This window comes from Curtobacterium sp. MCBA15_012 (assembly GCF_001864935.2).
In the GTDB taxonomy this organism is placed as follows: domain Bacteria; phylum Actinomycetota; class Actinomycetes; order Actinomycetales; family Microbacteriaceae; genus Curtobacterium.
The window spans coordinates 2,914,172-2,936,697 of record NZ_CP126267.1; the positions used below are offsets into that span (position 1 = coordinate 2,914,172).

Consider the following 22,526-nt stretch of genomic DNA (forward strand, 5'->3'; position numbering starts at 1 on the left):
ACTCAGTCCTGCGCGACCGCCTCGTAGTGGCGCGCGCCACCGCGGACGCCCGCGAAGCGGAACGGTCCGGCGGTCACGCGCGGACGCTCGACGTCCTCGCTCGTCGCCGCACCCGCGGCGTGCAGGGCGCGGTACTCGTCGACGGTCAGCCGCACGCGGGACCCGAGCACCTCCTGCACCCGGCCGACACGGCGGTGCTGCTGGTGGTCGGGCCGCACGATGCCGGTCATCAGCTCGCCGACGCTGCCCGAGCCGTAGCTGAACATCGCGATCCGCTGCCCGGCGAGGTCGTCGTCCAGGTCGAGCAGCGCCGCGAGCCCGATCCAGATCGACGCCGTGTACGTGTTGCCGGTCTGCTTGTTGTACGTGAAGCCGATCGCGAGCTCGGACTCGTCGAAGGGCTCACCGACGTGCTGCGTGAGCTTCCGGTGCGCCTTGATCGCCATCTTCGTGAACGGCTGGTGGTGCACGAACCGGGCGATGTCGCCGAAGGCCGGACCGCCCTGCGCGGCGAGGTCGTCCCACGCGCCGATGAAGGCGTCCACGTAGGCGCTGACCGACAGGCGGCCGTCGACGAGCGCGGTGGAGCGGTCGTTCGGCCGCCAGAAGTCGTCGACGTCCGCGGTGAAGACCCCGGCGGCCGGCTCGATCTCGATGAGGTCGGGGTCGGCCGACACCAGGATCGCGGCGGCGCCGGCACCCTGCGTCGGCTCCGCGGCGGTGTCGACGTCGTAGCGGGCGACGTCGGCGGCGATCACGAGCACGCGCTCGTGCGGTGCGCGCGCGACGATGCCGAGCGCGAGCTGCACCGCGGCGGTCCCGCCGTAGCAGGCCTGTTTGAGCTCGACGACGCGGACGCCCTTCGGCAGCCCGAGCAGGCCGTGCACGAAGACACCGGCCGCCTTCGACTGGTCGACGCCGGACTCGGTCGCGAACAGCACGGTGCGGATGCCCTCGACGCCGTGGCGGTCGATGACCTCCTTGGCCGCGGCCGCGCCCATCGTGACGATGTCCTCGTCCGGGGCGGGCACGCTGAAGGCGTCCTGGCCGATGCCGACGTGGTACTTGGCCGGGTCGACGCCGAGGCGCTCCGCCAGGTCGTCGAGCTCGAGCACGTGGTGGCCCGTGGCGATCGCGATGTCGTGGATGCCGACGGACAGCGACTGCTGCGTGGTCATGCTGCACCTCCTGCAGGTCGGGAGCCACGGCGTTCCATCGCGACGTGCGCGGCCATCAGCTCCCCGGGGTTCGTCTGGGCGGCGAGCAGGGACAGCTCACCGCAGAGCACCGTCGCGGCGCACATGGCGGCCAGACGACGGGCGTTGGCGCCGGGCTCGCGCTCCTCGCGGCAGCCGAGGCGCACGAGGGCGTCCTCGACGACCGGTAGGTCGCCGCCCTTGCCGTTGCCGACCGTGCCGACGATCAGGTGCGGCAGCGCGGTCGAGAAGTACAGGTCGTCGCCGCGCGCCTCGGCGAAGGTGATGCCCTGCGAGCCCTCGACGATGTTCGCGGCGTCCTGCCCGGTGGCCAGGTAGAAGCCGAGGAGCATGTTCGCGTAGTGCGCGTTCGCGGAGCGCAGGGCCCCGGCGATGGTCGAGCCGACGAGGTTCTTCGCGACGTTGAGCTCGGCGATGCGGGCGGCGGAAGACCGTAGCCGCTTCTCGACGACCTCACCCGGGATGACGATCTCGGCGATGGTGTTGCGCCCGCGGCCGCGGATGCCGTTCACCGCGGTGGCCTTCTTGTCGGTGCAGAAGTTGCCCGAGACGCTGACGTACCGCAGGCCCGGCTCCCACGCGAGGATCGCGGGCAGGAGCGTGTCCGCCGCCTGCGTCACCATGTTGTGCCCGGACGCGTCACCCGTGGTGAACGCGAAGCGCAGGAACAGCAGGTCGCCGACGATCTCGGGGTGCACCTCGATGAGCTTCGCGAACCGGCTCTGCCCGGCGACGAGCTGCGCGAGTTCGTCCTGGCGCGCGAGGATGCGGCCCGCGGCGATGTGCGCGGCGGCGGCGCTGTCGGCCTTCACGACGACCGAGCGCGTCATGCGCTCGTCGACGACGGTCGCGACGATCCCGCCCTCGACCATGCGCGAGACACGGGCGCCGCGGCCGACGGAGGGCCACAGCGGCGACTCGTACGTCGCGAGCGGCACCTCGTGCTCGCCCTCGACGGCGTTGCCGCTGATGCGGATCGGTCCCACCCACTTGGTCGGGATCGGGGTCAGCAGGTCGGTCATTCGACGCTCCCTTCGGGTGCCTGCACCGCGACGCTGAGGTGTCTGATGTCGTGCGCCTCCCAGGCGCGGTGGATCTCGGCGAGGTCGGTGTCCGCCGGGACGAGTGCGATGCCGCAGTCGCCGCCGCCGGCGCCGGACGGCTTCGCCGCCCCGCCGGCCGCCTCGACCACGTCGCACAGGGTGGTGAGCCGCTCGGTCTCGATCTGCGAGCCGACGGACGCGCCGAGGCGCTGCAGCAGTCGACGGGCGCGCCGCAGCGCGTCGAGCGTCGTCGCCGCGTCGCCGGTCTGGAGGCCCGTGGTCAGGTCGTCGACGCAGGTCCGGCTCTCGTCGAGGAACGCCTGGTACCCGCCGTTGCGGTGCCGACGGACGACGTCGACGAGCTTCGTCGTCGACGCGGGCGAACCCGTCCAGCCGACCAGGAGCTCGAGGTCCGTCGGCGCGGGCAGGCGCTGCACGTCGAACCCGGTCCACGCCTCGGCGTCACCGAGGACGTCGGAGACGGAGCGGTCCCCGAGCATCCCGGCCAGCCGTTCGCGGTCGGGCGCGCTGTAGCGAAGCCACCCGCCGAAGGTGCTCGCCGCGAGGTCGCCGCCGGAGGCCTGCGGGTTCACCCGGATCGTCGCGAGGAGGGCGACCTGGAACCGCTGGCGCTGCGTCAGGCCGATCCGGTAGAAGCGGTCGAGCGCGCCGACCGTGGCGACCGTGACGGCGGCCGAGGAACCGAGGCCGAACTTGCGGCCGCTGGCGTCGTCGAGCTGGCTCTCGATGCGGAGGTCGTGGAACCGCGGGGCGATGCCGCGCTCGGCACGGAGCTTCTCGACGAGGTCGATCGTCGCCATGACGTAGTCGTACGGGTGGTGCTCGCGGTCGAGGGCGAGCCCGTCGTCGTCGCGCGTCCAGGTGAGCGGCAGGTGGCCGTACTCCTCCGAGTGCACGCTGCCGGCGCCGTGGCCCTCCTGCACGCGCGCGGTGATCGCACGGTCGAGGGCGATGAGCACGGACGGCTGCCCGGGCTCGACGACGGCGTACTCACCCGCGACGAACAGCTTGCCGTGGGCGCGGAACTCGATCACTCGGCGGTCTCCTCCGGTCGGACGGCACCCGCTCCGGGTGCCCCCGCTCCTTCGGAGCCGACGAGGTGCGCGCCTGGTCCCGTGCCCGACTCGATGACGTCCCCCAGGCCCTGCAGCGAGGCCGCGACGGCGCCCCGGTCGTCCGGGGTGGTGAGGACCACGACGTTCGGCCCCGCGTCCGCCGTGGCGTACGCCTGCAGCCCCGAGGCACGGAGCTCGGCGACCGCGTCGAAGACCGCGACGCTGCGGGCGTTCAGGTAGCGGATCGGGGGGAACGCACCCTCGATCGTGGCGTGCATGCGGAGCGCGTTGCTCTCGGTGAGCTCGCCGATGCGCGGGAAGTCGCCCGCGGCGCAGGCCGCGAGCATCTCGTCCACGGTCCCGGTGGTCGACGTCACCCACGCCGGGTAGAACGGCGAGGTGGCGATCGTGCGCCGCATGGCCTCGCGGGAACCGATCGCCTTCTCGCCGGCCGAGATCGTCACGACGACCATCGCCATCGGCGGCGCGGGGACCCGCTCGGCGAACGAGCCCTGGTCGTCGCCGGCGTGCCAGACGGCCACCCCGCCGGGGATCGACCGGGTGGCCGAGCCGGAGCCGCGCCGGGCCAGGCGGGAGAGGTCCCGCTCGGACAGGTCGAGGCCGTACGCGGCAGCGGCGGCCGTGGCCAGGGCCGCGAAGCCCGAGGCGCTCGACGCCAGGCCGGCACCGGTCGGCACGGTGTTCTCGGAGACGACGGCCGCGCGCTGGTCACTGCCGGCGAGGTCGCGCACGAGGTCGAGGAACTGCTGCACACGGAGCAGCGCACCGTCCGGGGCTGCGCCGCCGTTGAGCACGAGGGTGTCGTGCTCCGCCGTGCCGTCGAGCGTCACCGTGGTGGTGGTCGGGAACACGTCGAGGCCCATCGACACGCTGCCGGTCGCGGGCAGGGCGAGCTGTGCGTCCGCCTTGCCCCAGTACTTCACGAGCGCGATGTTGGGGTGCGCGACGGCGGTGGCGGTCATCAAGCGCGGGCTCCGATCGTGGTGGTCCAGGTCTCCGTGGCGCCGGCCTCGCGGAGTGCGGCCGCGATGCGGTCCGCGTGCTCCCGGTCCGCGGCGAGCGCGAGGACGCATCCGCCGCGCCCACCTCCGGTGAGCTTCGCGCCGAGGGCGTCCGCACGCCGTGCGGCGTCGACGAGCCGGTCCAGGTCGCCGCTCGACACGTCGAGGGCGGTGAGCAGTCCGTGCGCGGCGTCCATCGTGGCACCGAGGGCCTGTGCATCGCCATCCACGAGTGTCCCCCGTGCGCGTCGCGCGAGGGCCCCGATCGCCGCGACGACCTCGTCGACCGCGGCGGGGTCGGCGTCGTGCCGCTCGCGCACGGCGGCCACGGCCTCGCGGGTGTGGCCGGGGACGCCGGTGTCGGCGACGACGAAGGTGAACACGGCGCCGAGCGGCACCGGGTGCACGACGCCGTCCTCGAACCACACCGGGACGTCGGCGACGACCCCGCGTGCGTCGAGCCCGGAGGGGCGGCCGTGCGCGACGCGCTCGCACTCCTGCACGAGCTCGTGGTGCTCCTCGGGGTCGAGGGTGCGGCCGAACACGTCGGCGACCGCGGCGGTCACGGCGGCGGCGACGGCGGCGCTCGACCCCATGCCGCGGGCCGTGGGCACGGCGCTGTCGACCCGGACGTGCAGGTGCTGGCCGGGGACGCCGAGGTGCCGGAGCGTCGCGGTGACCGCGGTCACGGTCGGCAGGACCGCCGCGGGGGCGGTGTCGAGCGGCCCGGTGTGCACGACCGACTCGAGGGTGCTGCCCCGCTCGGCGTCGACGGGCGTCACGGTCGCCGTGACGCGGACGTCGAGGACGGGCAGCACGAGGGCCGGGACGCCGTACACGACGGCGTGCTCGCCGACCAGGATGGTCTTGCCGTGGGACGACGCGGTCCCGGTGCGGAGGACGTGTCCTGCTCCCGGGGTCGCGGTGGTGTCGGCGTCGTGGTGGGTCATCGTGGGTCACGTCAGCCTAACCGGCTGCGCGGACACCGGTCGTGCGGGGCCGGGCCGATGGTGCCGACCGGCCGGACTTCCTCCACGTCCCCTGAACTCGGTTGTGCACAACTCGGTTGCGTGCAATGCTCTTTCCATGGCCGTGACGGACGAGATGGTGTGCTTCTCGCTCTACGCGGCGTCCCGGGCCACCACCCAGGCGTACCGCTCGATGCTCGAGCCCTGGGGCCTCACGTACCCGCAGTACCTCGTGCTCGTGACGCTGTGGATCGAGGGCGACCAGACGGTCTCCGGACTCGGCGACCACCTGCAGCTCGACTCCGGGACGCTCTCGCCCCTGCTCCGCCGCATGGAGCAGGCCGACCTCGTCCGCCGCGAACGCCGCAGCACCGACGAGCGCGTCGTCACCGTGACCCTCGGCGAGCGCGGCCGCTCGATCCGCCCCGAGCTCGCCCACGTCCCGGCCCGCATCGCCGCCGGGATGGGCCTGTCCGACGAGGACGCCGCACTCGAGCTCATCAGCACGCTGCAGCGCCTCACGGCCACCATGCACGCCGCCGCCGCGGACCCCGCGGTCGCGGCCGACTGACCCCACGAAGGAAGGAAGGACCCACATGGACGTCCTCTACACCGCCGAGGCCCTCGCCACCGGCGAAGGCCGCAACGGCCACGTCACCACGAGCGACGGCACGGTCGACTTCGACCTCGCCATCCCGAAGGAGATGGGCGGCTCCGGCAACGGCGCGAACCCCGAGCAGCTCTTCGCGGCCGGCTACAGCGCCTGCTTCCACTCCGCGCTGCAGGGCGTCGCCCGCGCGCAGAAGGTCAAGATCACCGACTCCTCCGTCGGCGGCCGCGTCCAGATCGGCCCGAACGGCCAGGGCGGCTACCAGCTCGCCGTCATGCTCGAGGTCGTCATCCCGGGCATGGACCACGACCAGGCCCAGGCCCTCGCCGACGCCGCACACCAGGTGTGCCCCTACTCGAACGCGACGCGCGGCAACATCGACGTCACGATCACCGTCTCGGAGGACTGACCCGTGAGCACCCCCACCACCATGCGCGCCGTCGTGCACCCGGAGTTCGGCGAGCCCGCCGACGTCCTGACCGTCGAGCAGCGCCCCGTCCCGACGCCCGGCCCCGGCCAGGTGCTCGTCCGCACGGTCCTCTCCCCGATCCACAACCACGACCTGTGGACCATCCGCGGCACGTACGGCTTCAAGCCCGAGCTGCCCGCCGCGAGCGGCACCGAGGCGCTCGGCGTCGTCGAGGCCCTCGGTGACGGCGTCGACCGCCTGCAGGTCGGCCAGCGCGTCGCCGGCGGCACCTTCGGCGTCTGGGCCGAGTACTACGTCGCCGACGCCGCGGGGCTCGTCCCGGTGCCCGACGCGATGGACGACGAGTCCGCCGCACAGCTCGTCTCGATGCCGTTCAGCGCGATCAGCCTGCTGCACTCGCTCGACCTGCACGAGGGTGGCTGGATCATCCAGAACGCCGCGAACGGTGCGGTCGGCCGCATGGTCGCGCAGCTCGGCAAGGCCCGCGGCATCAACGTCGTCGGCCTCGTCCGTCGGGCCGAGGGCGTCGAGGAGCTCCGCGCCCAGGGCATCGACCGGATCGTCGCCACCGACGCGGACGACTGGAAGGACCAGGTCGCGGCCATCACCGGCGGCGCCCCGATCGTCGCGGGCGTCGAGTCCGTCGGCGGCAAGGCCGCCGGTGACATCGCCTCGGTGCTGGGCGAGGACGCTACGCTCGTCGTGTTCGGCGCGATGGCGTCCCCCACGCTCGAGATCCCGTCGGGCAAGGTCATCTTCGGCCAGCTCACGGTCAAGGGCTTCTGGGGCGCGGTCGTCAGCAAGACGATGCCGGGCGAGCTGAAGGGCCAGCTCTTCGGCGAGCTCATCAGCCGCGTGCTCGACGGCTCGCTGACGCTCCCCGTCTCCGAGACCTTCGTCTTCGAGGACGCCCGCGACGCGGCGCGTGCCAGCGACACCGCCGGCCGCGTCGGCAAGGTGCTCCTGCGCCCGTAGCGCGACCTGCGTCCGCGGACGCACCAGCAGACGGACGGGAGGCCCGTGGCGACACCGCCACGGGCCTCCCGTCCGTCACGGGGCCGGCGCCAGTGCCCGCAGCGCGTCCGTGACACCCAACCACCCGACCGGCCGACCGTCGGCGTCCACGACCGGCACCCCGGTCGCGCCGTCGGCGTCGACCACCCGCTCGACGACGTCGGCCAGGCGCGCGTCCGCGGGGACGGCGGTCACGTCGGCCAGGACGTCCCCGACGACACGGCGCCCGAACCCCTCGTCGGCGAGCAGCGCGTCCCCCACCGACCGTGCCGTCACCACGCCGGCGAGCCGCCCGTCCTCGTCGACGACGGCCAGCGCCCCGAGGCCCGTCGACCCGAGCAGGTCGAGCGCCTCGGCGGCGGCCGTCGACGGCGTCGTGACCGGACCGACGGGCCGGACCGCGTCCCCCGCCGACGGGCCGGACCGCGTCCCCCGCCGACGGGCCGGTCCCGGCAGCGTCGGTCGGCAGGGGTGCCGAGTCGGTCAGGTCGACCCCGCGACGGCTGAGCTTGAGGGTGTAGATCGTGTCCCGCGAGAGCGCCCTGGACACGGCGGTCGCGATGACGATCGCCACGAACAGCGGGAGGACGAGCGCGTAGTCGCCGGTGAGCTCGAACAGCATGATCCCGGCCGTGATCGGCGCCCGCGTCGAACCGGCGAACACCGCGCCCATGCCGACGACCGCGAAGGCACCGACCTGGCCGTGCATCCCGGGCACCACGGACGCGACGACCTCGCCGAACGCGGCGCCGGTCATCGCACCGACGAAGAGCGAGGGAGCGAACACCCCGCCGGACCCCCCGATGCCGAGCGTCAGCGAGGTCGCGAGCACTTTGCCGACGACGAGCACCGCGAGGAAGCCGAGCGCGTACCGACCGGCGACCCCGTCCTCGAGCACCGGGTACCCCACCCCGTACATCTGCGGCAGCACCAGGAGCAGCGCCCCGAGCAGCAGCCCGCCGACCACGGGCCGGAGCCACTCCGGCCCCCTCGTCGCCCGCCAGAGCACGTCGCAGGCGTCCTCCACCAGGTAGAGCACGCGGGTGAAGCCGATGCCGACCGCACCCGCGAACAGGCCGAGGACGGCGAAGAGCAGGTACTCCGGCGGCGTCACGGCCCCGATCGTCGGCAGGTGCAGGAACGCCGTGTCCCCGAACGCCGCGCGACCGATGAGCGCCGCGGTGACGCTCGCGACGGCGACCGCGCCGAACGACGTGGGTGTGAAGTCGCGGAGCAGGAGCTCGAGCGCGAAGAACACCCCGGCGACCGGGGCGTTGAACGTCGCGGAGATGCCACCCGCAGCACCGCACGCCACGAGGGTGCGCAACCGCCCCTCGGGCATCCGCATCCACCGTCCGATCGTCGACCCGAGCGCCGAGCCGATCTGGATGATCGGGCCCTCGCGCCCGACGGAGCCGCCGGACCCGATGCAGATCGCGCTCGCGAGGGCCTTCACGACGGCGACCCCACCGCGGATGCGACCACCGCTCCGAGCGATCGCGAACATCACCTCGGGGACGCCGTGCCCGCGGGCCTCCCGGGCGAAGCGCTGGATGAGCGGCCCGTAGAGCAGGCCACCGACCGCGGGGGCGAGGACGACGAAGCCGGCGCCGAGCCCCGGGACCCACGGGTTGGCCGGGTGACCGGTGGTCGCCGAGTAGTCGACGTGGCCGCTGAACAGGAGCGTCGCGTGCTCGATCAGCCAGCGGAAGACCACGGCCGCGAGTCCCGCGCCGGCGCCGACGACGAGTGCCGGGAGGGCGAGGCGGAGCGCCGCGGAGCCGAACCGCGTGCCGGCGAGCCGGACGTGTGCGTGGACGGCCGGGATGCGGGCAGGGACGGTCTTCCGAACGATTGCATGCACACAACCATTGTACGCATACAACTCTCGGTCACCCGAGGACCGTGGATCACCCGCCGAAGGCCGAGACCTCCTCCGGTGTCGGCTCCCCCATCGCCCGACGGAACGCCGCCATCCCCGCCACGGCGACCTCCCGGTCCTGCTCGGGCATCCCGGCGACGATCGCCTCGAGTTCGGTGCGGCGCCGTGCGGAGACCTCGTCCACGAGGGCGTGCCCCCGCTCGGTGGCGGCGATGCGCACCTCGCGGCGACTGTCGGCGCTCGGGCGTCGCTCCACCCAACCGCCCGTGACGAGCCGGTCGACGTTCCGGGTCAGGGTCGAGGGACCGACCGCGAGCCGCTCGGCCAGTTCACCAGCGCGTGTCGGCCCGAGGGTCGCGACGAGCACGATGAGCCGGAACTGCGGCACGCTGACGTCCTCGAGCGCGGGTGCCAGGGACCGGGCGACGACCCCGAGGAGGCCGCGGGAAGCGGCGAGGACCTCGTCGATCCCGTGATCAGCGTGTTCCGACATGGGTCCATCCTCCCAGGCGGTCACATCGCCTCCTTGAGCCCCCGCCGCACCAGGAGTGCGTTCACCGGGTACGAGCACACGAAGCCGGCGACCATCGCGAGCTGCATCGCGACCCAGAACTCGGGCGTCAGCACCCCGACCCGGCCGCCGAACGCCGCCGGGAACACCACGAACTGCCACAGCGCCATCAGCCCGTACATGCCGACCTGCCACGCGGTGATGCTGAGGGTGTCGGCCTTGAGCGCGGCGACCAACCCGTCCCGCAGCCCGAGCCCGCGCATCGGGGCGATCGACCAGTACTGGAACGCGATCCCGACCACGAAGGCGACGACGAAGTCGAGGATCCACCCGGCGAAGACCGCGTCCCGGTACAGCGTGCCGAGCCCGACGAGCGCACCGAGACCGGGGAACGCGACGAGACCGAACTCACCGACCAGGTCGCCGAGCGCACAGCCCGCCCCGCAGTGGCTCGTGTCGATCGCCGTCCCCGCGAGCCGACCGTGCCCGTCGACGGTCGCCCGACCCCGACGCAGGTAGAACACGAGCCACACCACGCTGCCGAACAGCATGGTGAGCGGCCACACGAACGCCATGACGCGCATGTGCGGCGGGTGCCGGACGACGTCCACGGTCACGACGAGCGCGCACGCGACCGCCAGGATGAGCAGGCCAATGCAGACCGCCGTGAGCAGCGGCGGCAGGGCCGTCACGGTGAGGCCGTCCACGTCAGCGTCCCGCGCCGGTCGACCCGTCCGCCGCGTGGGCGCTCGCCGGGGGTACGGTGCCGACCTGCTCGAGGGAGCGACCGCGGGTCTCCGGCACGGCACGCCAGATGAAGACCAGCGCGAGCAGCCCGACGGCGGCGAAGCCGAAGAAGGTGCCCGTGATGCCGGCCGCCGCGACGACCGAGGGGAACACCAGCCCGATGCACGCGTTCGCCGTCCAGAGGCACGCGACCGCGATCCCCATGCCGAGCGCGCGGATGCGGCCGGGGAAGACCTCGGACAGCACGACCCACGTCGCGACGTTGAGGAACGTCTGCATCGACCCGACGAACGCGACGACGAGCGCCAGGATCACCCACGGCCGTGCCGGGTCCCCGGGTGCGAGCACGAGCGACGCGGTGCCGATGAGCAGGTGGCAGACCGTCGTCAGCGCGTAGCCGACGATCAGGGTCGTCCGCCGGTCGATGCGCTCCATGTTCCGCAGCGCGACCAGCCCGCCGAGGACCGCGATCACGCCGGGCACGACGTTCACGACGAGCGCGGTCGACCGGGTGAAGCCGGACTCCACCAGGACGGCCTGGCCGTAGTACATGATCGAGTTGATCCCGGTGAGCTGCTGGGCGACGCCGATCCCCGCGCCGACCAGCACGATCCGGACGAGTCGTCGGTCGCCGAGCAGGGCGTGCCAGCCCCGCGCCGCCGAGGGGCCGGTCGTCGCGGCGGCGCGCACGATCTCGTCGAGCTCGGCGGCGGCACGCTCGGGCGACCGGACCGCGGCGAGGACCGTGTACGCCTCGTCGGTGCGGCCCCGCGCGGCGAGCCAGCGCGGCGACTCCGGCACGCGCAGCATGCCGACGAACAGGGCGACGGCGGGCAGGGCGCAGACCGCGAGCATGACGCGCCAGACCCCGTCGCCCTCGCCCCACAGCGTGCCGATCACGGCGTTGACGACGAAGGCGGCGAGCTGGCCGATCACGATCATCAGTTCGTTGCGCCCGGACAGGGACCCGCGGAACTCGTACGGGGCGACCTCGGCGAGGAACACCGGCACGACCGTCGACGCGCCGCCGACCGCCAGGCCGAGCAGCACGCGGCCGACGACCATGACGCCGAGGGCCGGTGCCACGACGCACACCAAAGTGCCGACGAAGAACACGACCGCGAGCAGCGTGATCGTCGGGCGTCGTCCCCAGCCGTCCGCGACCCGTCCGCCGAGGGCCGCGCCGACGACCGCGCCGAAGAGCAGCGAGCTCGTCACGACGCCCTCCGTGGTGGGGGTCAGCCCGAGTTCCTGGCTCATCGGCAGGAGTGCACCGTTGACCACGCCGGTGTCGTAGCCGAACAGCAGGCCGCCGAGGGTCGCGACGAGGGCCACCACGCCGAGTCGGCGACGGTGCGGTCCGGAGCCCATCGGGGGCAGGGGGACGGTGCCGGTGGGTCGCCCGGTCGCTTCGGTGCTGGTCATCGGTCCCAGTCTGCTCCGTGTCGGGGGCTGCTCCGTGCCGGGGTCGGCGCCGTGTCCGCGGGGCGCGAGGTGCCGACGGTCCGCTCCGTGTCGGGGCCCCGCCCGTTCCGGGGTCCGGCCCGTGGGGTCGGCGCGCGCCGGTCAGTCCTCGGCGGGCCCGTCGCCGAGGACGTCGCCCAGCGAGGCCATCCCGGCCCCGTGGTCGGTGTAGCGGCGGACCGTCCGTCGTGCCGCGGCGCTCGCGGCTCCGGACAGCGCGGGGTTCCGGCGGGCGGCATCGGCGACGCGACCGGCGTGGCCCGCGGTCGACAGGAGCACGTTCGCGAGTGCGCGGGCATCGCCCTGGTCGGGCACACCGGCGACGGCCCAGGCGCTGCGGAGCTGCTCGTCGGGTGAGACCCCGCGCCGGGTGCCCATGCGGTGCCAGTCGGACAGCGCGCCCTCGGTGCGGGTGGCGGCCCGCTCGACCTCGCCCGCACGGCGTCGGTCGACGGCACGCGCTGCGTCGGCGGCTGCGTCCTCGGCCCCGGGCTCCCGCGACGCGACGGCGTCGGCCCGCTGTCGTGCCGCGGTGTCGTCGCCGCCGCCCTCGGCGATGCGGGCGGCGTGCGCTGCGGCTGCTGCGGCGAGGATCTCGTGACGGTCCATGCCTCGACGCTAGCCGCTCGGACCGACACCCCGGCACCGGCGGCGGATCCGGCGCACGGCCCCGTTCCTCCCCGGGGCGTCGCCGCGGCCCTGTCCGTCCACAGGGCGTCGCCGGGGCGCTGCGGGCCGGTTACGCTCGACCCGAGGGGGAACATGAACAACCGCACCGCCGTCGTCGGCCTGGTCGTGCTGGCAGCCGTGACGCTGTCCGGCTGCTCGCTGCTCCGTGGGTCGGACGGTGCGGTCCCGGCACCGACGTCCCGCAGCAGCACCGCGTCGGCCTCCCCGACCGCAGACCCGACGCCCGACGCCGAGTCCGACGAGGACCTGCTGTCCGCTTCCGCGTCGCCCCGCACGCCCACGCCGGAACCGTCCGAGGCGGCGGCCCCCGCGCCCGTGCTGACCCCGATCCCGGCCGGCACGGTGCTCACCGAGACCGATGTGGCATCGCCCAAGGGCAGCATCCACTTCCACGTCCGGGTCGTCGCGGACGGCGACGACACCTTCACGGCGCAGTTCTCCGGCTTCACGTCGACGCTGCCGGTCCCGGTCGCGGTCGGCTTCTTCGAGCGGGCCAGACAGGTCGGCGACGGCCTGACCTACCCCGGTGTCGGCACGCACGTCCTCGGCGGTCCCACCAGCGGCCCGCAGTCCGTCGCGGTGCCGCTCGACGGTTCCGGCGTCGACCCGTCCGGCCTCGGCACGCTCGTGGTGTCCTCGGCGGCCGCCGCCGGGCAGGACGTCCCGGTCGAGATCGCAGCCGGCAAGGTCCTGGCCGTCGCATCGCTGCGCTGGTCGGTCCCGGCACGCCAGACGAACGTGCACCCGGTCGACGGCGGCGCACGCGCGAACGCTTCCGGCCCGGTCACCGCGACCACGGCGAGCGGTGCCCCGCGGTCCTACACGGTGGCGTCGGGCGACCTCATCGGGGACGTCGCGGCGCGATTCGGCATCACGGTGACCGACCTGGTCTGGCTCAACGAGGGCGTCCAGGTGTTCGGGCAGGACCAGTACCTCTACGAGGGCACGACGCTCAACCTCGACCCGCTCGGGCGCTGAGGCGCGGGGTCCAGGCCGCGGTGTCCAGGCCGCGCGGTTAGGCCGCGCGGCCGGGCCGCGCGGCCGGGTCGCGCGGCCGGGTCGCGCGGCCGGGTCGCGACGGCGGCTTCCGCACCTGGGTGACCGGCAGACGGACGGGAGGCGCGGTGCCAGCCGGCACCGCGCCTCCCGTCCGTCCCGGGGTGACGCGGTCTAGCCGCGCAGCTCCAGGTACTTGGCGATGAGCGCCTTCGTCGACGAGTCCTGCGCGTCGAGCGCGGACTGGTCGCCGTCGACCGCCGGGGCGATCTGCAGCGCGAGCTGCTTGCCGAGCTCCACGCCCCACTGGTCGAACGAGTCGATGCCCCAGATGGTGCCCTCGGTGAACACGATGTGCTCGTAGAGCGCGATGAGCTGGCCGAGGACGCTCGGGGTGAGCTCCGGCGCGAGGATCGACGTGGACGGCTTGTTGCCGGTGAAGGTGCGCGCGGCGACGATGCCCTCGTCGGTGGTGCCCTCGGCGCGGACCTCGTCGGCGGTCTTGCCGAACGCGAGCGCCTTCGTCTGCGCGAAGAAGTTCGCGAGGAACAGCGCGTGCACGTCCTGGCCCGGCTGCACGGCCTTGCCGTCGCCGGACTCGTCCTTCAGCGGACGGGCCGGCTTCGCGACCGTGATGAAGTCGGCCGGGACCAGGCGCGTGCCCTGGTGGATGAGCTGGTAGAACGCGTGCTGGCCGTTCGTGCCGGGCTCGCCCCAGAAGACCTCACCGGTGTCGGTCGTGACGGGGGTGCCGTCCCAGCGCACGCGCTTGCCGTTCGACTCCATGGTGAGCTGCTGCAGGTACGCGGCGAAGCGGTGCAGGTACTGCGTGTACGGCAGGACCGCGTGGCTCTGCGCACCGAGGAAGTTCGTGTACCAGACGTTGAGCAGGCCCATCAGGACCGGGACGTTCTGCTCGAGCGGCGTCGTGCGGACGTGCTCGTCGATGGCGTGGAAGCCGGCGAGGAACTGCTCCCAGTTCTCCTTGCCGATCGCGATGACGACGCTCGTGCCGATGGCCGAGTCGACCGAGTAGCGGCCGCCCACCCAGTCCCAGAAGCCGAAGGCGTTCTCGGGGTCGATGCCGAACGCGGCGACCTTGTCGAGCGCGGTCGACACGGCGACGAAGTGCTTCGCGACGGCGTTCGACTTGTCGTCGTCCGAGGCGTCGGTCAGGCCGAGCCGCTCCCACAGCCACTGGCGCGCCAGGCGGGCGTTCGTCAGGGTCTCGAGGGTGCCGAAGGTCTTCGACGCGACGATGAACAGCGTGGTCTCGGGGTCGAGGTCCGCGGTCTTCTCGTAGATGTCGGCGGGGTCGATGTTCGAGACGAAGCGCGCCTCGAGCCCGGGCTGCACGTACGGCTTCAGGGCCTCGTAGACCATGACCGGGCCGAGGTCCGAGCCGCCGATGCCGATGTTGACGACGGTCTCGATGCGCTTGCCGGTCACGCCGGTCCACGCACCGGAGCGCACCTGCTCGGCGAAGGCGTACACCTTGTCGAGCGTGGCGTGCACGTCGGCGTCGACGTCCTGGCCGTCCACGACGAGCGCCGGGGTGGCGCCCTTCGGGCGGCGGAGCGCGGTGTGCAGGACGGCGCGGTCCTCGGTCACGTTGATGTGGTCACCGGCGAGCATCGCCTGGAAGCGCTCGGCGACCTTCGTGTCCTTCGCGACCTCGAGCAGCGCGTCGAGGATCTCCGGGGTCACGAGCCCCTTGGACAGGTCGACGGTCAGGTCGGCGGCCTGGAACGTGTACTGCTCGGCACGACCGGGGTCGCTGTCGAACCAACCGCGCAGGTCGGGGGTGAAGCCGTCGGCGATGCCGGCGAGCTTCTTCCATCCGTCGGTCGACGTGGGGTCGACGGGAGCAGATTCGGTCACTTCGGTCCTCCTGGGATCGCGTTCGATCAGTCGAGCCCGCGGGTCACCGCAGCACTGCGTCGCGGACCACCTCCGAGCGTAGTGCCGCGGGGGTGCGGTCGCGCACAGCGCCCTCAGGCCTGCGGCCGGAACCGACGCAACCGCAGGCTGTTCGTCACGACGAAGACCGACGAGAACGCCATCGCCGCCCCCGCCAGCACGGGGTTGAGCAGCCCCGCCATCGCGAGCGGGATCGCCGCGACGTTGTACGCGAACGCCCAGAACAGGTTGCCCCGGATCGTCCGCAGGGTCGCCCGCGACAGCCGCACGGCGTCCGCGACGACGGTCAGCCGTCCGCTCACGACCGTGATGTCACTCGCCGCGATCGCCACGTCGGTGCCGGCGCCCATCGCGATGCCGAGGTCGGCCGCCGCCAGTGCCGCCGCGTCGTTGACACCGTCGCCGACCATCGCCACGGTCCGCCCCTCGGCCTGCAGGCGACGGACGGTCTCGAGCTTCGACGCCGGGGTCGCCCGGGCGTGGACCTCGTCGATGCCGACCTGCTCGGCGACCGCACGGGCCGCTCCCTCGTTGTCGCCGGTGAGCAGGACGGGGCGGAGGCCCAGGGCGACGAAGCGTCGGACGGCGTCGGCGGCCTCGGGCTTCACGGTGTCGCCGACGACCACGACGCCGAGCGCGGCGCCGCTGCGGGCGACCACGACGGCGGTTCCGCCCGACGCCTCGGCCGCGGCCACCGCGGTACGGAGGTCCTCGGGGAGCGTGACCGCCCAGGCGTCGGTCAGCCAGGACGCCGTGCCGACGAGCACGACCTCGCCGTCGACGAGCGCCTGCACGCCGGCCCCCGGTTCGGCGCGGAAGTCCGTGGCGGTGGGGACGTCGAGCCCGCGCGCCCGCGCTGCCGCGACGACGGCCCGGCCGACCGGGTGCTCGGACCCGTCCTCGGCGGACGCCGCCAGGGCGAGGACGTCGGCGTCGGCGGCGGCGGCGGCGGCACCAGCACCGCCCACCGCCACGACCACGTCCCGGACCTCCGTCGCACCCGTCGTCACGGTCCCGGTCTTGTCGAGCACGATCGTGTCGACCGTCCGGGTCCGCTCGAGCGCCTGCGGTCCCCCGATCAGGATGCCGAGCTGCGATCCCCGCCCGGTCCCGACGAGCAGCGCGGTGGGCGTCGCCAGCCCGAGCGCGCACGGGCAGGCGATGATGAGCGTCGCGACCGCGGCGGTGAAGGCCGCGGTGAGCGAGCCGCCCGCGACGAGCCACCCGACGAACGCGCCGACGGCGAGCCCGATGACGACCGGCACGAACACGGCCGAGACCCGGTCGGCAAGGCGCTGGACGGCGGCCTTGCCGGTCTGCGCCTCCTCGACGAGCCTGCCCATGCGCGCGAGCTCGGTGTCGGCGCCGACCGCGGTGACCTCGACCACGAGCCGTCCGCCGACGTTCACGGTCGCGCCGGTCACCCGGTCGCCGGGGCGCACCTCGACCGGTACGGACTCGCCCGTGAGCATGCCGAGGTCGACCGCCGACGACCCGTCCTGCACGACGCCGTCGCTCGGGATGCGCTCCCCCGGCCGGACGACCACGACGTCGCCGACCACGAGCGAGGCGGCCGGGACGCGGTGCTCGGCCGGGCCGCCGGGGCCGTCCCGCAGCACCGAGGCGTCCTTCGCACCGAGCTCGAGCAGGGCACGCAGCGCCTCGCCGGACCGCTGCTTCGCCCGGGCCTCCATGTACCGTCCGGCGAGGATGAACACCGTGACGGCCGAGGCGACCTCGAGGTACAGGTCGCTCGCCTCGGGGTCGGCGGCGAACCACGAGAACACCATGTGCATCCCGGGTCGTCCGGCGTCGCCGAGGAACAGCGCGGAGAGCGACCACCCGAAGGCCGCGAGGACGCCGACGCTCACCAGGGTGTCCATGGTCGCCGCACCGTGTCGGGCGTTCGTCCACGCCGCACGGTGGAAGGGCAGGGCACCCCAGACCGCGACGGGGGCCGCGAGTGCGAGTGCCGCCCACTGCCAGTTCGGGAACTGCAGCACGGGCACCATCGACAGCAGCACGACGGGCACCGCGAGCACCGCGGACACGACGAGTCGTTGCCGCAGGGGCGCGGTCGGGTCGTCGGTCTCCGGCGCCTCCGGTGGGGCGGCGGCGTGCACGGTCGCGCCGTACCCGGCCGCCTCGACCGCAGCGATGAGTGCGGCGGTGTCCGCCGCGTCCGGGCCGGCGACCTCGACCTGCGCCTGTTCCGTGGCGTAGTTCACCGTCGCGGTGACCCCGGGGAGCTTCCCGAGCTTCCGCTCGATCCGGTTCGCGCACGAGGCGCAGGTCATGCCGGTGATGTCGAGCTCGACGACCCCGTCGCTCACCGTGCCACGACCTCGTAGCCCGCCTCGGCGACGGCGGCGCGCACGGACGCGGGGTCGAGCGGGTGGTCGGAGGTCACGGTCACGGTCGACGAGCCGCCGGGGACGAGTTCGACCGCGACGTCGGTGACGCCGTCGAGCTCGGACACCTCCTCGGTGACGCTCGCCACGCAGTGCTCGCAGGTCATGCCGGTGACGGCGAGGGTCTCGGTGGTCATCTGGGTTCCTTCCGGTCGGTCCGAACAGTGGGTCAGGAGCGGACGAGCCGCGCGATCGCGTCGCTCGCCTCGCGCACCTTCGCGTCGGCGGCCTCGCCGCCCTCGGCGACGGCCTGGGCGACGCAGTGCCGCAGGTGGTCCTCGAGCAGCGACAGTGCGACGCGTTCGAGCGCACGGTTCGCCGCCGAGATCTGGGTGAGGACGTCGATGCAGTACGTCTCGTCCTCCACCATGCGCGCGATGCCGCGCACCTGCCCCTCGGCACGGCGCAGCCGCTTGAGCAGGTCGTCCTTGTCGTCGATGTACCCGACGTGCGTGTGGTCGTGCATGCTGCCCTCCGTCACCGTGTACGACACGGTACCCCCCTGGGGTATTCCCGCGCACCGGGTCCGCCGCACGGGTCCCGGCGGTCGGCTCGCGGTCCGGCGTGGTCGGGACACCGGCCGGGAGGCGCGGCTCCGGTCCGCCCCGCCGCCCACGGACCGCGCGTGCGCACCTGGTGCGCGTCGGGCCGCGGCCCGCGATGTACGCGGACCGACGCGCATCCCGGACAGGCCTGCCATGATGCGCGGGTGAGCACCACCACGTCGACCAACGGATTCCGCCGCCTGCGGTTCACCGACGGCGACGGCACCGACTACTCACGGATCTTCTCCGCCGAGTACAACGGCCGCGACCTCGGGACCGACACGTTCGTGACCGTCGGCACCCGGTACGAGTACACGATCGTCGGCGACGACGACGTCACGCTGCGGACGATGCGGGCCGAGGGCGGACGGCGCGGCGGCGTGATCGGCGCACGCAACGACCACGTGGTGTTCTGGCTCACGAAGGGCCGGCTCACGATGCACTTCGCCGACCGGACGCGCGACGTCGAACCGGGCAGCCCGTACATCGCGTCGGCGTCCGAGGCCTACCGCTTCGAGTCGACCGACACCGTCTACAACGGACTGCACCTGTCCGACCCGTTCCTGCGCACGGTGGGCGACGAGCTCGGCTACCGGCTGCCGAGCGGCCCGCTGCTCTTCGACCAGCAGGACGCGAGCGTGGCACAGCACGAACCCCTCCGGCGGCTCGTGCACGACCTCGCGCCCGCGCTGCTCGACGACCGCGTGGTCGGTCCGATGCGGACGGCGCTCAACCGGCGGCTCGCGACCGTCGTCCTCGACACCTTCCCGATCCGCAACCGCGGAGTCGACGTCCCCGTGGCGAACCGGCTGCGGGACGCGATCCGGTACATCGAGACGCACGCCGCCGACCGCCCCGCGGTGCCGGAGATCGCCGCGGCGTGCGGCCTCAGCCAGCGCGGCCTCCAGGACGTGTTCGCCCGTACCCTCGGGACCACACCGAACCGCTTCCTGCGCGACCACCGCCTCGACGGGGTGCGGCGCGAACTCCTGCACGGGGGCACCGAGGACGGTGTGACCCCGGTCGCGCGCCGCTGGGGCTTCACGAACCCGGGCCGGTTCGCCGCGGCCTACCGGGAGCGGTTCGGCGAGGACCCGGCCGCCACGCTCCGGTCGTCCCGTGCCGCACGGCCCGAGTCCGGCCGGTCCTCGTGGCGGGTCCGCCGCGCGGTCGCGCACATCGAGCAGCACGCCGACGCCGACCTCACCGTCGAGCAGATCGCGGACGCCGCGGGTGTGCGGCCCCGTCGTCTGCAGCAGCTGTTCCAGGAGGAGTGCGGCCAGTCACCGATGGCGTACCTGCGGGCGATGCGCGAACGTGCACGACGCAACCCCGAGGCCGGAATCGGCGGCCGGGCCTGACCCTCCTCCCCCGGGGTACACGGAGAACCGCCGTTCTGGGGCCTTTCCTGGAAACCCGCTGCGACCGATGACGGTGGCGTGACGAACGTCGGTGACAGCCCGTCTCATCCGTGAACAGCATCCGCTGGGCACGAGCCTCGCGGGCACATCGGAAGGAGCACACCCCATGGCTGACACCATCACCACCCCCACCTCCGCCACCACCGCTCGTGGCACCGGCTCGCACGCCTCGGGCTCGACCTCGGGCAAGACGACGATCGACGACACCGTCGTGTCGAAGGTCGCCGGCATCGCCGCCCGCGAGGTCAACGGCGTGCACTCCCTCGGCAACGGCGCCGCCCGTGCCATCGGCGCGCTGCGCGACAAGATCGGCCAGCGCGACTACGGCCAGGGCGTCAAGGTCGAGGTCGGCGAGAAGCAGGTCGCTGCCGACGTCGTGATCGTCGCCGAGTACCCGGTCTCGCTGCAGCAGGTCGCCGACGGCGTCCGTTCGGCCGTCGCCCGCGCACTGACCCAGATCGTGGGCATGGAGGTCGCCGAGGTCAACGTGACCGTCCAGGACGTCTACATCCCGGGCGACGACGACGACAACGAGGACAAGAAGGAGTCGCGCGTTGAGTAACACACTGGTCGGCGCCCTGATCGGCGCGATCCTCGCCGTCGTGGCACTGCAGTTCGGGTTCTGGGGCTTCGTCCTGGTCATCGTGTTCGGGCTGATCGGCGCCCTCGTGGCGGCCCTGTCGACCGGCAAGATCGACCGCGGTGCCCTGACCGACGTGCTGACCGGACGCCGGAGCTCCCGGTGAGCGCCGGCCCGGGAAGCCTCCCGGTGAGCGCCGTCCCGGGCCGGGTCGAGATCACCGCCAAGGCCCTGACGGCCCTCGCCCGGGCAGTCTCGGCCGAACGGCTCGGGGTCCCCGCGAAGCGGCTCCGGGTCGGGCTCGGTGACCACCAGGGCGCACTCGCGCTCGAGGTGACCGGTCCGATCCGGGAGCAGCACGACATCGTCCAGGCGGCGAGTTCCGCCGCGGACGGCATCAAGACCCGTGTGCACGACCTCACGGGTCGTCACGTGGGCAGCGCCCACATCGAGTTGACCGGCATCGTGCGTGAGCACGAGGGCCGGGTCCGGTAGGAGGAACCATGAGCACCAGCAGCATCGAGCGGCGCCTGCGTCGCCGGAGCGTGCACCGGTCCCGGTCCACCGCCGTGTCCGTGGCCCTGGTCGTGACCGCGCTCGTCGCGGCGTGGATCGGCACTGAATCGGTCCTGAAGGCGATCGGTCAGGCACCCCTGCTCGCCGACCCGCAGACCGTCGTCGACACCGCCCTGAAGCCCGACGCGGCGTTCACGACCATCGCCGAGGTCATCGCCGCGGTCCTCGTGATCGCCGGGATCGTCCTGGTCGTCCTCGCCCTCAAGCCCGGCCGGATGTCGCGCTCCGCGATCGACCACGACCGCGGCGCCGTCGTGATCGACACCCGCATCCTCGCCTCGACCGCAGCCAACGCCGCAGCATCCGCCGCGCACCTGCCCGAGTCGAACACCTCCGCCACCGCCCGCGGCCACCACACCGAGGTGCGCGTGGTGCCCCTGTCCGGCATCCCCGTCGACCAGGCAGCCGTCCGCGACGCCGTCCAGGAACGCCTCGGCCGGCTCGGCGGCAAGCACGGCACCCGCGTGAGGGTGCACGTGGAACAGAAGGGAACCCTGTCGTGACGACCACGAACCGCACCCTGAACCGGATCCTGCTGTTCCTGCTCGGCCTGGTCGCGATCATCGTCGGCGTCGTCATCGGCGCCGGGGTCCTCACCCCCGTCCGCGACGCCGTGGAGCCCTACGTCACGTTGCCGTCGAAGGTCGACGTGCCGTCGCAGGCGTTGCGGATCATCGCCGCCGTCTGCGCGGTCGTGATCATCCTGGCGTTGGTCGTGGTGTTCACCCGTGGTGGTGGCGGCACCTCGGTCGCGGCCCGGGAACGCACGGGCGATGACCAGGTCACCGTGAACGTCGCGCTCGTGCGGGACGTGGTCGACCACGAACTCGCCGACGTCCACGACGTGGTCGCGGCGAAGGTCGACACGTACCTGATCCGGAAGCAGCGGGCCGCGCGGATCAAGGTCCACGTCCGTCGTGGTGGGGACGCGGTCGGTGTCCTGACCGCGGTCGAGCACGCCGTCGACACCCTCGACCAGACCCTGGGCCGCCAGCTCCCGGTCCTGGTCCACCTCACCGGCGGCACCCGCACCACCCTCGCAAAACCCGCCCGCGTCCACTAGCCGGACCCGGACGACCAGACCGCACCACCAGCTCCACCAGCTCCACCCGCGTCCAGCCGGACGCACCGGCGGAGGCGACCAGCGCCTCCAGTCCGTCACCCACACCGGGCGCGAGCCCGGACAACGGAGAGGAAGAACCCATGGGACTCGACGACAAGATCAAGAACGCAGCGCAGGACCTCGCGGGCAAGGCGAAGGAAGCCCTGGGCAACGCGACCCACGACGACTCGAAGGTCGCCGAGGGCAAGAAGGACCAGGCCGCCGCGAGCGCCAAGCAGACCGGCGAGGACGTCAAGGACGTCTTCAAGCACTAGTGGACCCACGGCCGTCGCTCCCCTGA

The 22,526-nt window shown here is 73.3% G+C and carries 25 protein-coding genes and 1 pseudogene; 11 read left to right on the forward strand and 15 right to left on the reverse strand.

Going from position 1 to position 22,526, the window contains the following annotated elements:
• Positions 1–2: 2 nt before the first annotated feature.
• Genes QOL15_RS13335 through mvk form a run of 5 tightly spaced genes read right to left on the reverse strand, consistent with a single transcriptional unit; the run spans position 3 to position 5,308 of the window.
• Complete coding sequence (locus QOL15_RS13335) at positions 3–1,178, reverse strand: hydroxymethylglutaryl-CoA synthase (RefSeq protein WP_071247551.1); 1,176 nt, start codon at positions 1,176–1,178, stop codon at positions 3–5.
• Positions 1,175–2,239, reverse strand: a complete 1,065-nt coding sequence (locus tag QOL15_RS13340; protein WP_065962890.1) for a hydroxymethylglutaryl-CoA reductase — start codon at positions 2,237–2,239, stop codon at positions 1,175–1,177. Before QOL15_RS13340 ends, QOL15_RS13335 begins: the two co-directional genes overlap by 4 nt.
• Complete coding sequence (locus tag QOL15_RS13345) at positions 2,236–3,315, reverse strand: phosphomevalonate kinase (protein ID WP_071247553.1); 1,080 nt, start codon at positions 3,313–3,315, stop codon at positions 2,236–2,238. The genes QOL15_RS13340 and QOL15_RS13345 overlap by 4 nt, the downstream gene beginning before the upstream one ends.
• Positions 3,312–4,319, reverse strand: a complete 1,008-nt coding sequence (gene mvaD / locus QOL15_RS13350; RefSeq protein ID WP_254784123.1) for a diphosphomevalonate decarboxylase — start codon at positions 4,317–4,319, stop codon at positions 3,312–3,314. Before mvaD ends, QOL15_RS13345 begins: the two co-directional genes overlap by 4 nt.
• Positions 4,319–5,308, reverse strand: a complete 990-nt coding sequence (gene mvk, locus QOL15_RS13355; RefSeq protein ID WP_071247558.1) for a mevalonate kinase — start codon at positions 5,306–5,308, stop codon at positions 4,319–4,321. Before mvk ends, mvaD begins: the two co-directional genes overlap by 1 nt.
• Positions 5,309–5,444: 136 nt before the next feature.
• On the opposite strand from mvk, the gene QOL15_RS13360 reads away from it, so the two are divergent.
• Genes QOL15_RS13360 through QOL15_RS13370 form a run of 3 tightly spaced genes read left to right on the forward strand, consistent with a single transcriptional unit; the run spans position 5,445 to position 7,341 of the window.
• Positions 5,445–5,897 carry a MarR family winged helix-turn-helix transcriptional regulator gene (locus QOL15_RS13360; protein WP_175473842.1) on the forward strand — a complete coding sequence of 151 codons (453 nt, stop codon included), beginning with the start codon at positions 5,445–5,447 and terminating at the stop codon, positions 5,895–5,897.
• Between the two features lie 25 nt (positions 5,898–5,922).
• On the forward strand, positions 5,923–6,345 hold the full coding sequence (locus tag QOL15_RS13365; protein ID WP_065962896.1) for an organic hydroperoxide resistance protein: 423 nt from the start codon (positions 5,923–5,925) through the stop codon (positions 6,343–6,345).
• Between the two features lie 21 nt (positions 6,346–6,366).
• Positions 6,367–7,341, forward strand: a complete 975-nt coding sequence (locus tag QOL15_RS13370) for a zinc-binding dehydrogenase (RefSeq protein ID WP_071247585.1) — start codon at positions 6,367–6,369, stop codon at positions 7,339–7,341.
• A 75-nt stretch (positions 7,342–7,416) separates the two neighbouring features.
• On the opposite strand, the gene QOL15_RS16680 is transcribed toward QOL15_RS13370, so the two are convergent.
• From QOL15_RS16680 to QOL15_RS13400, 6 genes and pseudogenes are all read right to left on the reverse strand, one after another.
• A complete protein-coding gene (locus QOL15_RS16680) occupies positions 7,417–7,836 on the reverse strand; it encodes an HPP family protein (RefSeq protein WP_370692488.1) in 420 nt (139 codons plus the stop codon).
• Positions 7,837–7,981: 145 nt separating this feature from the next.
• Positions 7,982–9,244 (reverse strand): annotated as a pseudogene (locus QOL15_RS13380) (chloride channel protein); the annotation flags it as partial.
• 46 nt (positions 9,245–9,290) lie between these two features.
• On the reverse strand, positions 9,291–9,755 hold the full coding sequence (locus QOL15_RS13385) for a MarR family winged helix-turn-helix transcriptional regulator (RefSeq protein ID WP_065962897.1): 465 nt from the start codon (positions 9,753–9,755) through the stop codon (positions 9,291–9,293).
• 20 nt (positions 9,756–9,775) lie between these two features.
• Entirely contained in the window at positions 9,776–10,480 is a 705-nt protein-coding gene (locus tag QOL15_RS13390) for a DUF4396 domain-containing protein (RefSeq protein ID WP_216093130.1), read from the reverse strand.
• Between the two features lies 1 nt (position 10,481).
• Positions 10,482–11,945, reverse strand: a complete 1,464-nt coding sequence (locus tag QOL15_RS13395) for a sugar porter family MFS transporter (RefSeq protein ID WP_071247561.1) — start codon at positions 11,943–11,945, stop codon at positions 10,482–10,484.
• A gap of 141 nt (positions 11,946–12,086) precedes the next feature.
• Positions 12,087–12,593: a hypothetical protein gene (locus QOL15_RS13400; RefSeq protein ID WP_065962902.1), complete on the reverse strand. Its 507-nt coding sequence runs from the start codon at positions 12,591–12,593 to the stop codon at positions 12,087–12,089.
• Positions 12,594–12,746: 153 nt separating this feature from the next.
• On the opposite strand from QOL15_RS13400, the gene QOL15_RS13405 reads away from it, so the two are divergent.
• Positions 12,747–13,652, forward strand: coding sequence for a LysM domain-containing protein (locus QOL15_RS13405; protein ID WP_139197496.1), 906 nt, complete (start codon positions 12,747–12,749; stop codon positions 13,650–13,652).
• A 192-nt stretch (positions 13,653–13,844) separates the two neighbouring features.
• On the opposite strand, the gene pgi is transcribed toward QOL15_RS13405, so the two are convergent.
• The 4 genes from pgi to QOL15_RS13425 all read right to left on the reverse strand — a co-directional run bounded on the left by pgi (position 13,845) and on the right by QOL15_RS13425 (position 18,467).
• Positions 13,845–15,551 (reverse strand): glucose-6-phosphate isomerase, encoded by a 1,707-nt coding sequence (gene pgi, locus QOL15_RS13410; protein ID WP_065963364.1) that lies wholly within the window; start codon positions 15,549–15,551, stop codon positions 13,845–13,847.
• Between the two features lie 113 nt (positions 15,552–15,664).
• On the reverse strand, positions 15,665–17,923 hold the full coding sequence (locus QOL15_RS13415) for a cation-translocating P-type ATPase (protein ID WP_071247564.1): 2,259 nt from the start codon (positions 17,921–17,923) through the stop codon (positions 15,665–15,667).
• A complete protein-coding gene (locus QOL15_RS13420) occupies positions 17,920–18,138 on the reverse strand; it encodes a heavy-metal-associated domain-containing protein (RefSeq protein ID WP_065963368.1) in 219 nt (72 codons plus the stop codon). The genes QOL15_RS13415 and QOL15_RS13420 overlap by 4 nt, the downstream gene beginning before the upstream one ends.
• 32 nt (positions 18,139–18,170) lie before the next feature.
• Positions 18,171–18,467, reverse strand: a complete 297-nt coding sequence (locus QOL15_RS13425; RefSeq protein ID WP_065963407.1) for a metal-sensitive transcriptional regulator — start codon at positions 18,465–18,467, stop codon at positions 18,171–18,173.
• 243 nt (positions 18,468–18,710) lie between these two features.
• Between QOL15_RS13425 and QOL15_RS13430 the strand changes: the two genes are divergently transcribed.
• The 7 genes from QOL15_RS13430 to QOL15_RS13460 all read left to right on the forward strand — a co-directional run bounded on the left by QOL15_RS13430 (position 18,711) and on the right by QOL15_RS13460 (position 22,500).
• Entirely contained in the window at positions 18,711–19,907 is a 1,197-nt protein-coding gene (locus tag QOL15_RS13430) for a helix-turn-helix domain-containing protein (protein WP_071247567.1), read from the forward strand.
• Positions 19,908–20,073: 166 nt separating this feature from the next.
• Positions 20,074–20,529, forward strand: coding sequence for an Asp23/Gls24 family envelope stress response protein (locus tag QOL15_RS13435; RefSeq protein WP_139197497.1), 456 nt, complete (start codon positions 20,074–20,076; stop codon positions 20,527–20,529).
• The gene (locus QOL15_RS13440) at positions 20,522–20,713 is read left to right on the forward strand and encodes a DUF2273 domain-containing protein (RefSeq protein WP_065959885.1); all 192 of its coding nucleotides are present in this window, start codon (positions 20,522–20,524) and stop codon (positions 20,711–20,713) included. The genes QOL15_RS13435 and QOL15_RS13440 overlap by 8 nt, the downstream gene beginning before the upstream one ends.
• A 23-nt stretch (positions 20,714–20,736) precedes the next feature.
• Positions 20,737–21,042, forward strand: a complete 306-nt coding sequence (locus QOL15_RS13445) for a hypothetical protein (RefSeq protein ID WP_305404537.1) — start codon at positions 20,737–20,739, stop codon at positions 21,040–21,042.
• 8 nt (positions 21,043–21,050) lie between these two features.
• Complete coding sequence (locus tag QOL15_RS13450) at positions 21,051–21,626, forward strand: DUF6286 domain-containing protein (RefSeq protein WP_065959888.1); 576 nt, start codon at positions 21,051–21,053, stop codon at positions 21,624–21,626.
• Positions 21,623–22,186, forward strand: coding sequence for a hypothetical protein (locus QOL15_RS13455; protein ID WP_305404539.1), 564 nt, complete (start codon positions 21,623–21,625; stop codon positions 22,184–22,186). The genes QOL15_RS13450 and QOL15_RS13455 overlap by 4 nt, the downstream gene beginning before the upstream one ends.
• Positions 22,187–22,326: 140 nt before the next feature.
• Positions 22,327–22,500, forward strand: coding sequence for a CsbD family protein (locus QOL15_RS13460; protein WP_065963379.1), 174 nt, complete (start codon positions 22,327–22,329; stop codon positions 22,498–22,500).
• Positions 22,501–22,526 lie beyond the last annotated feature (26 nt).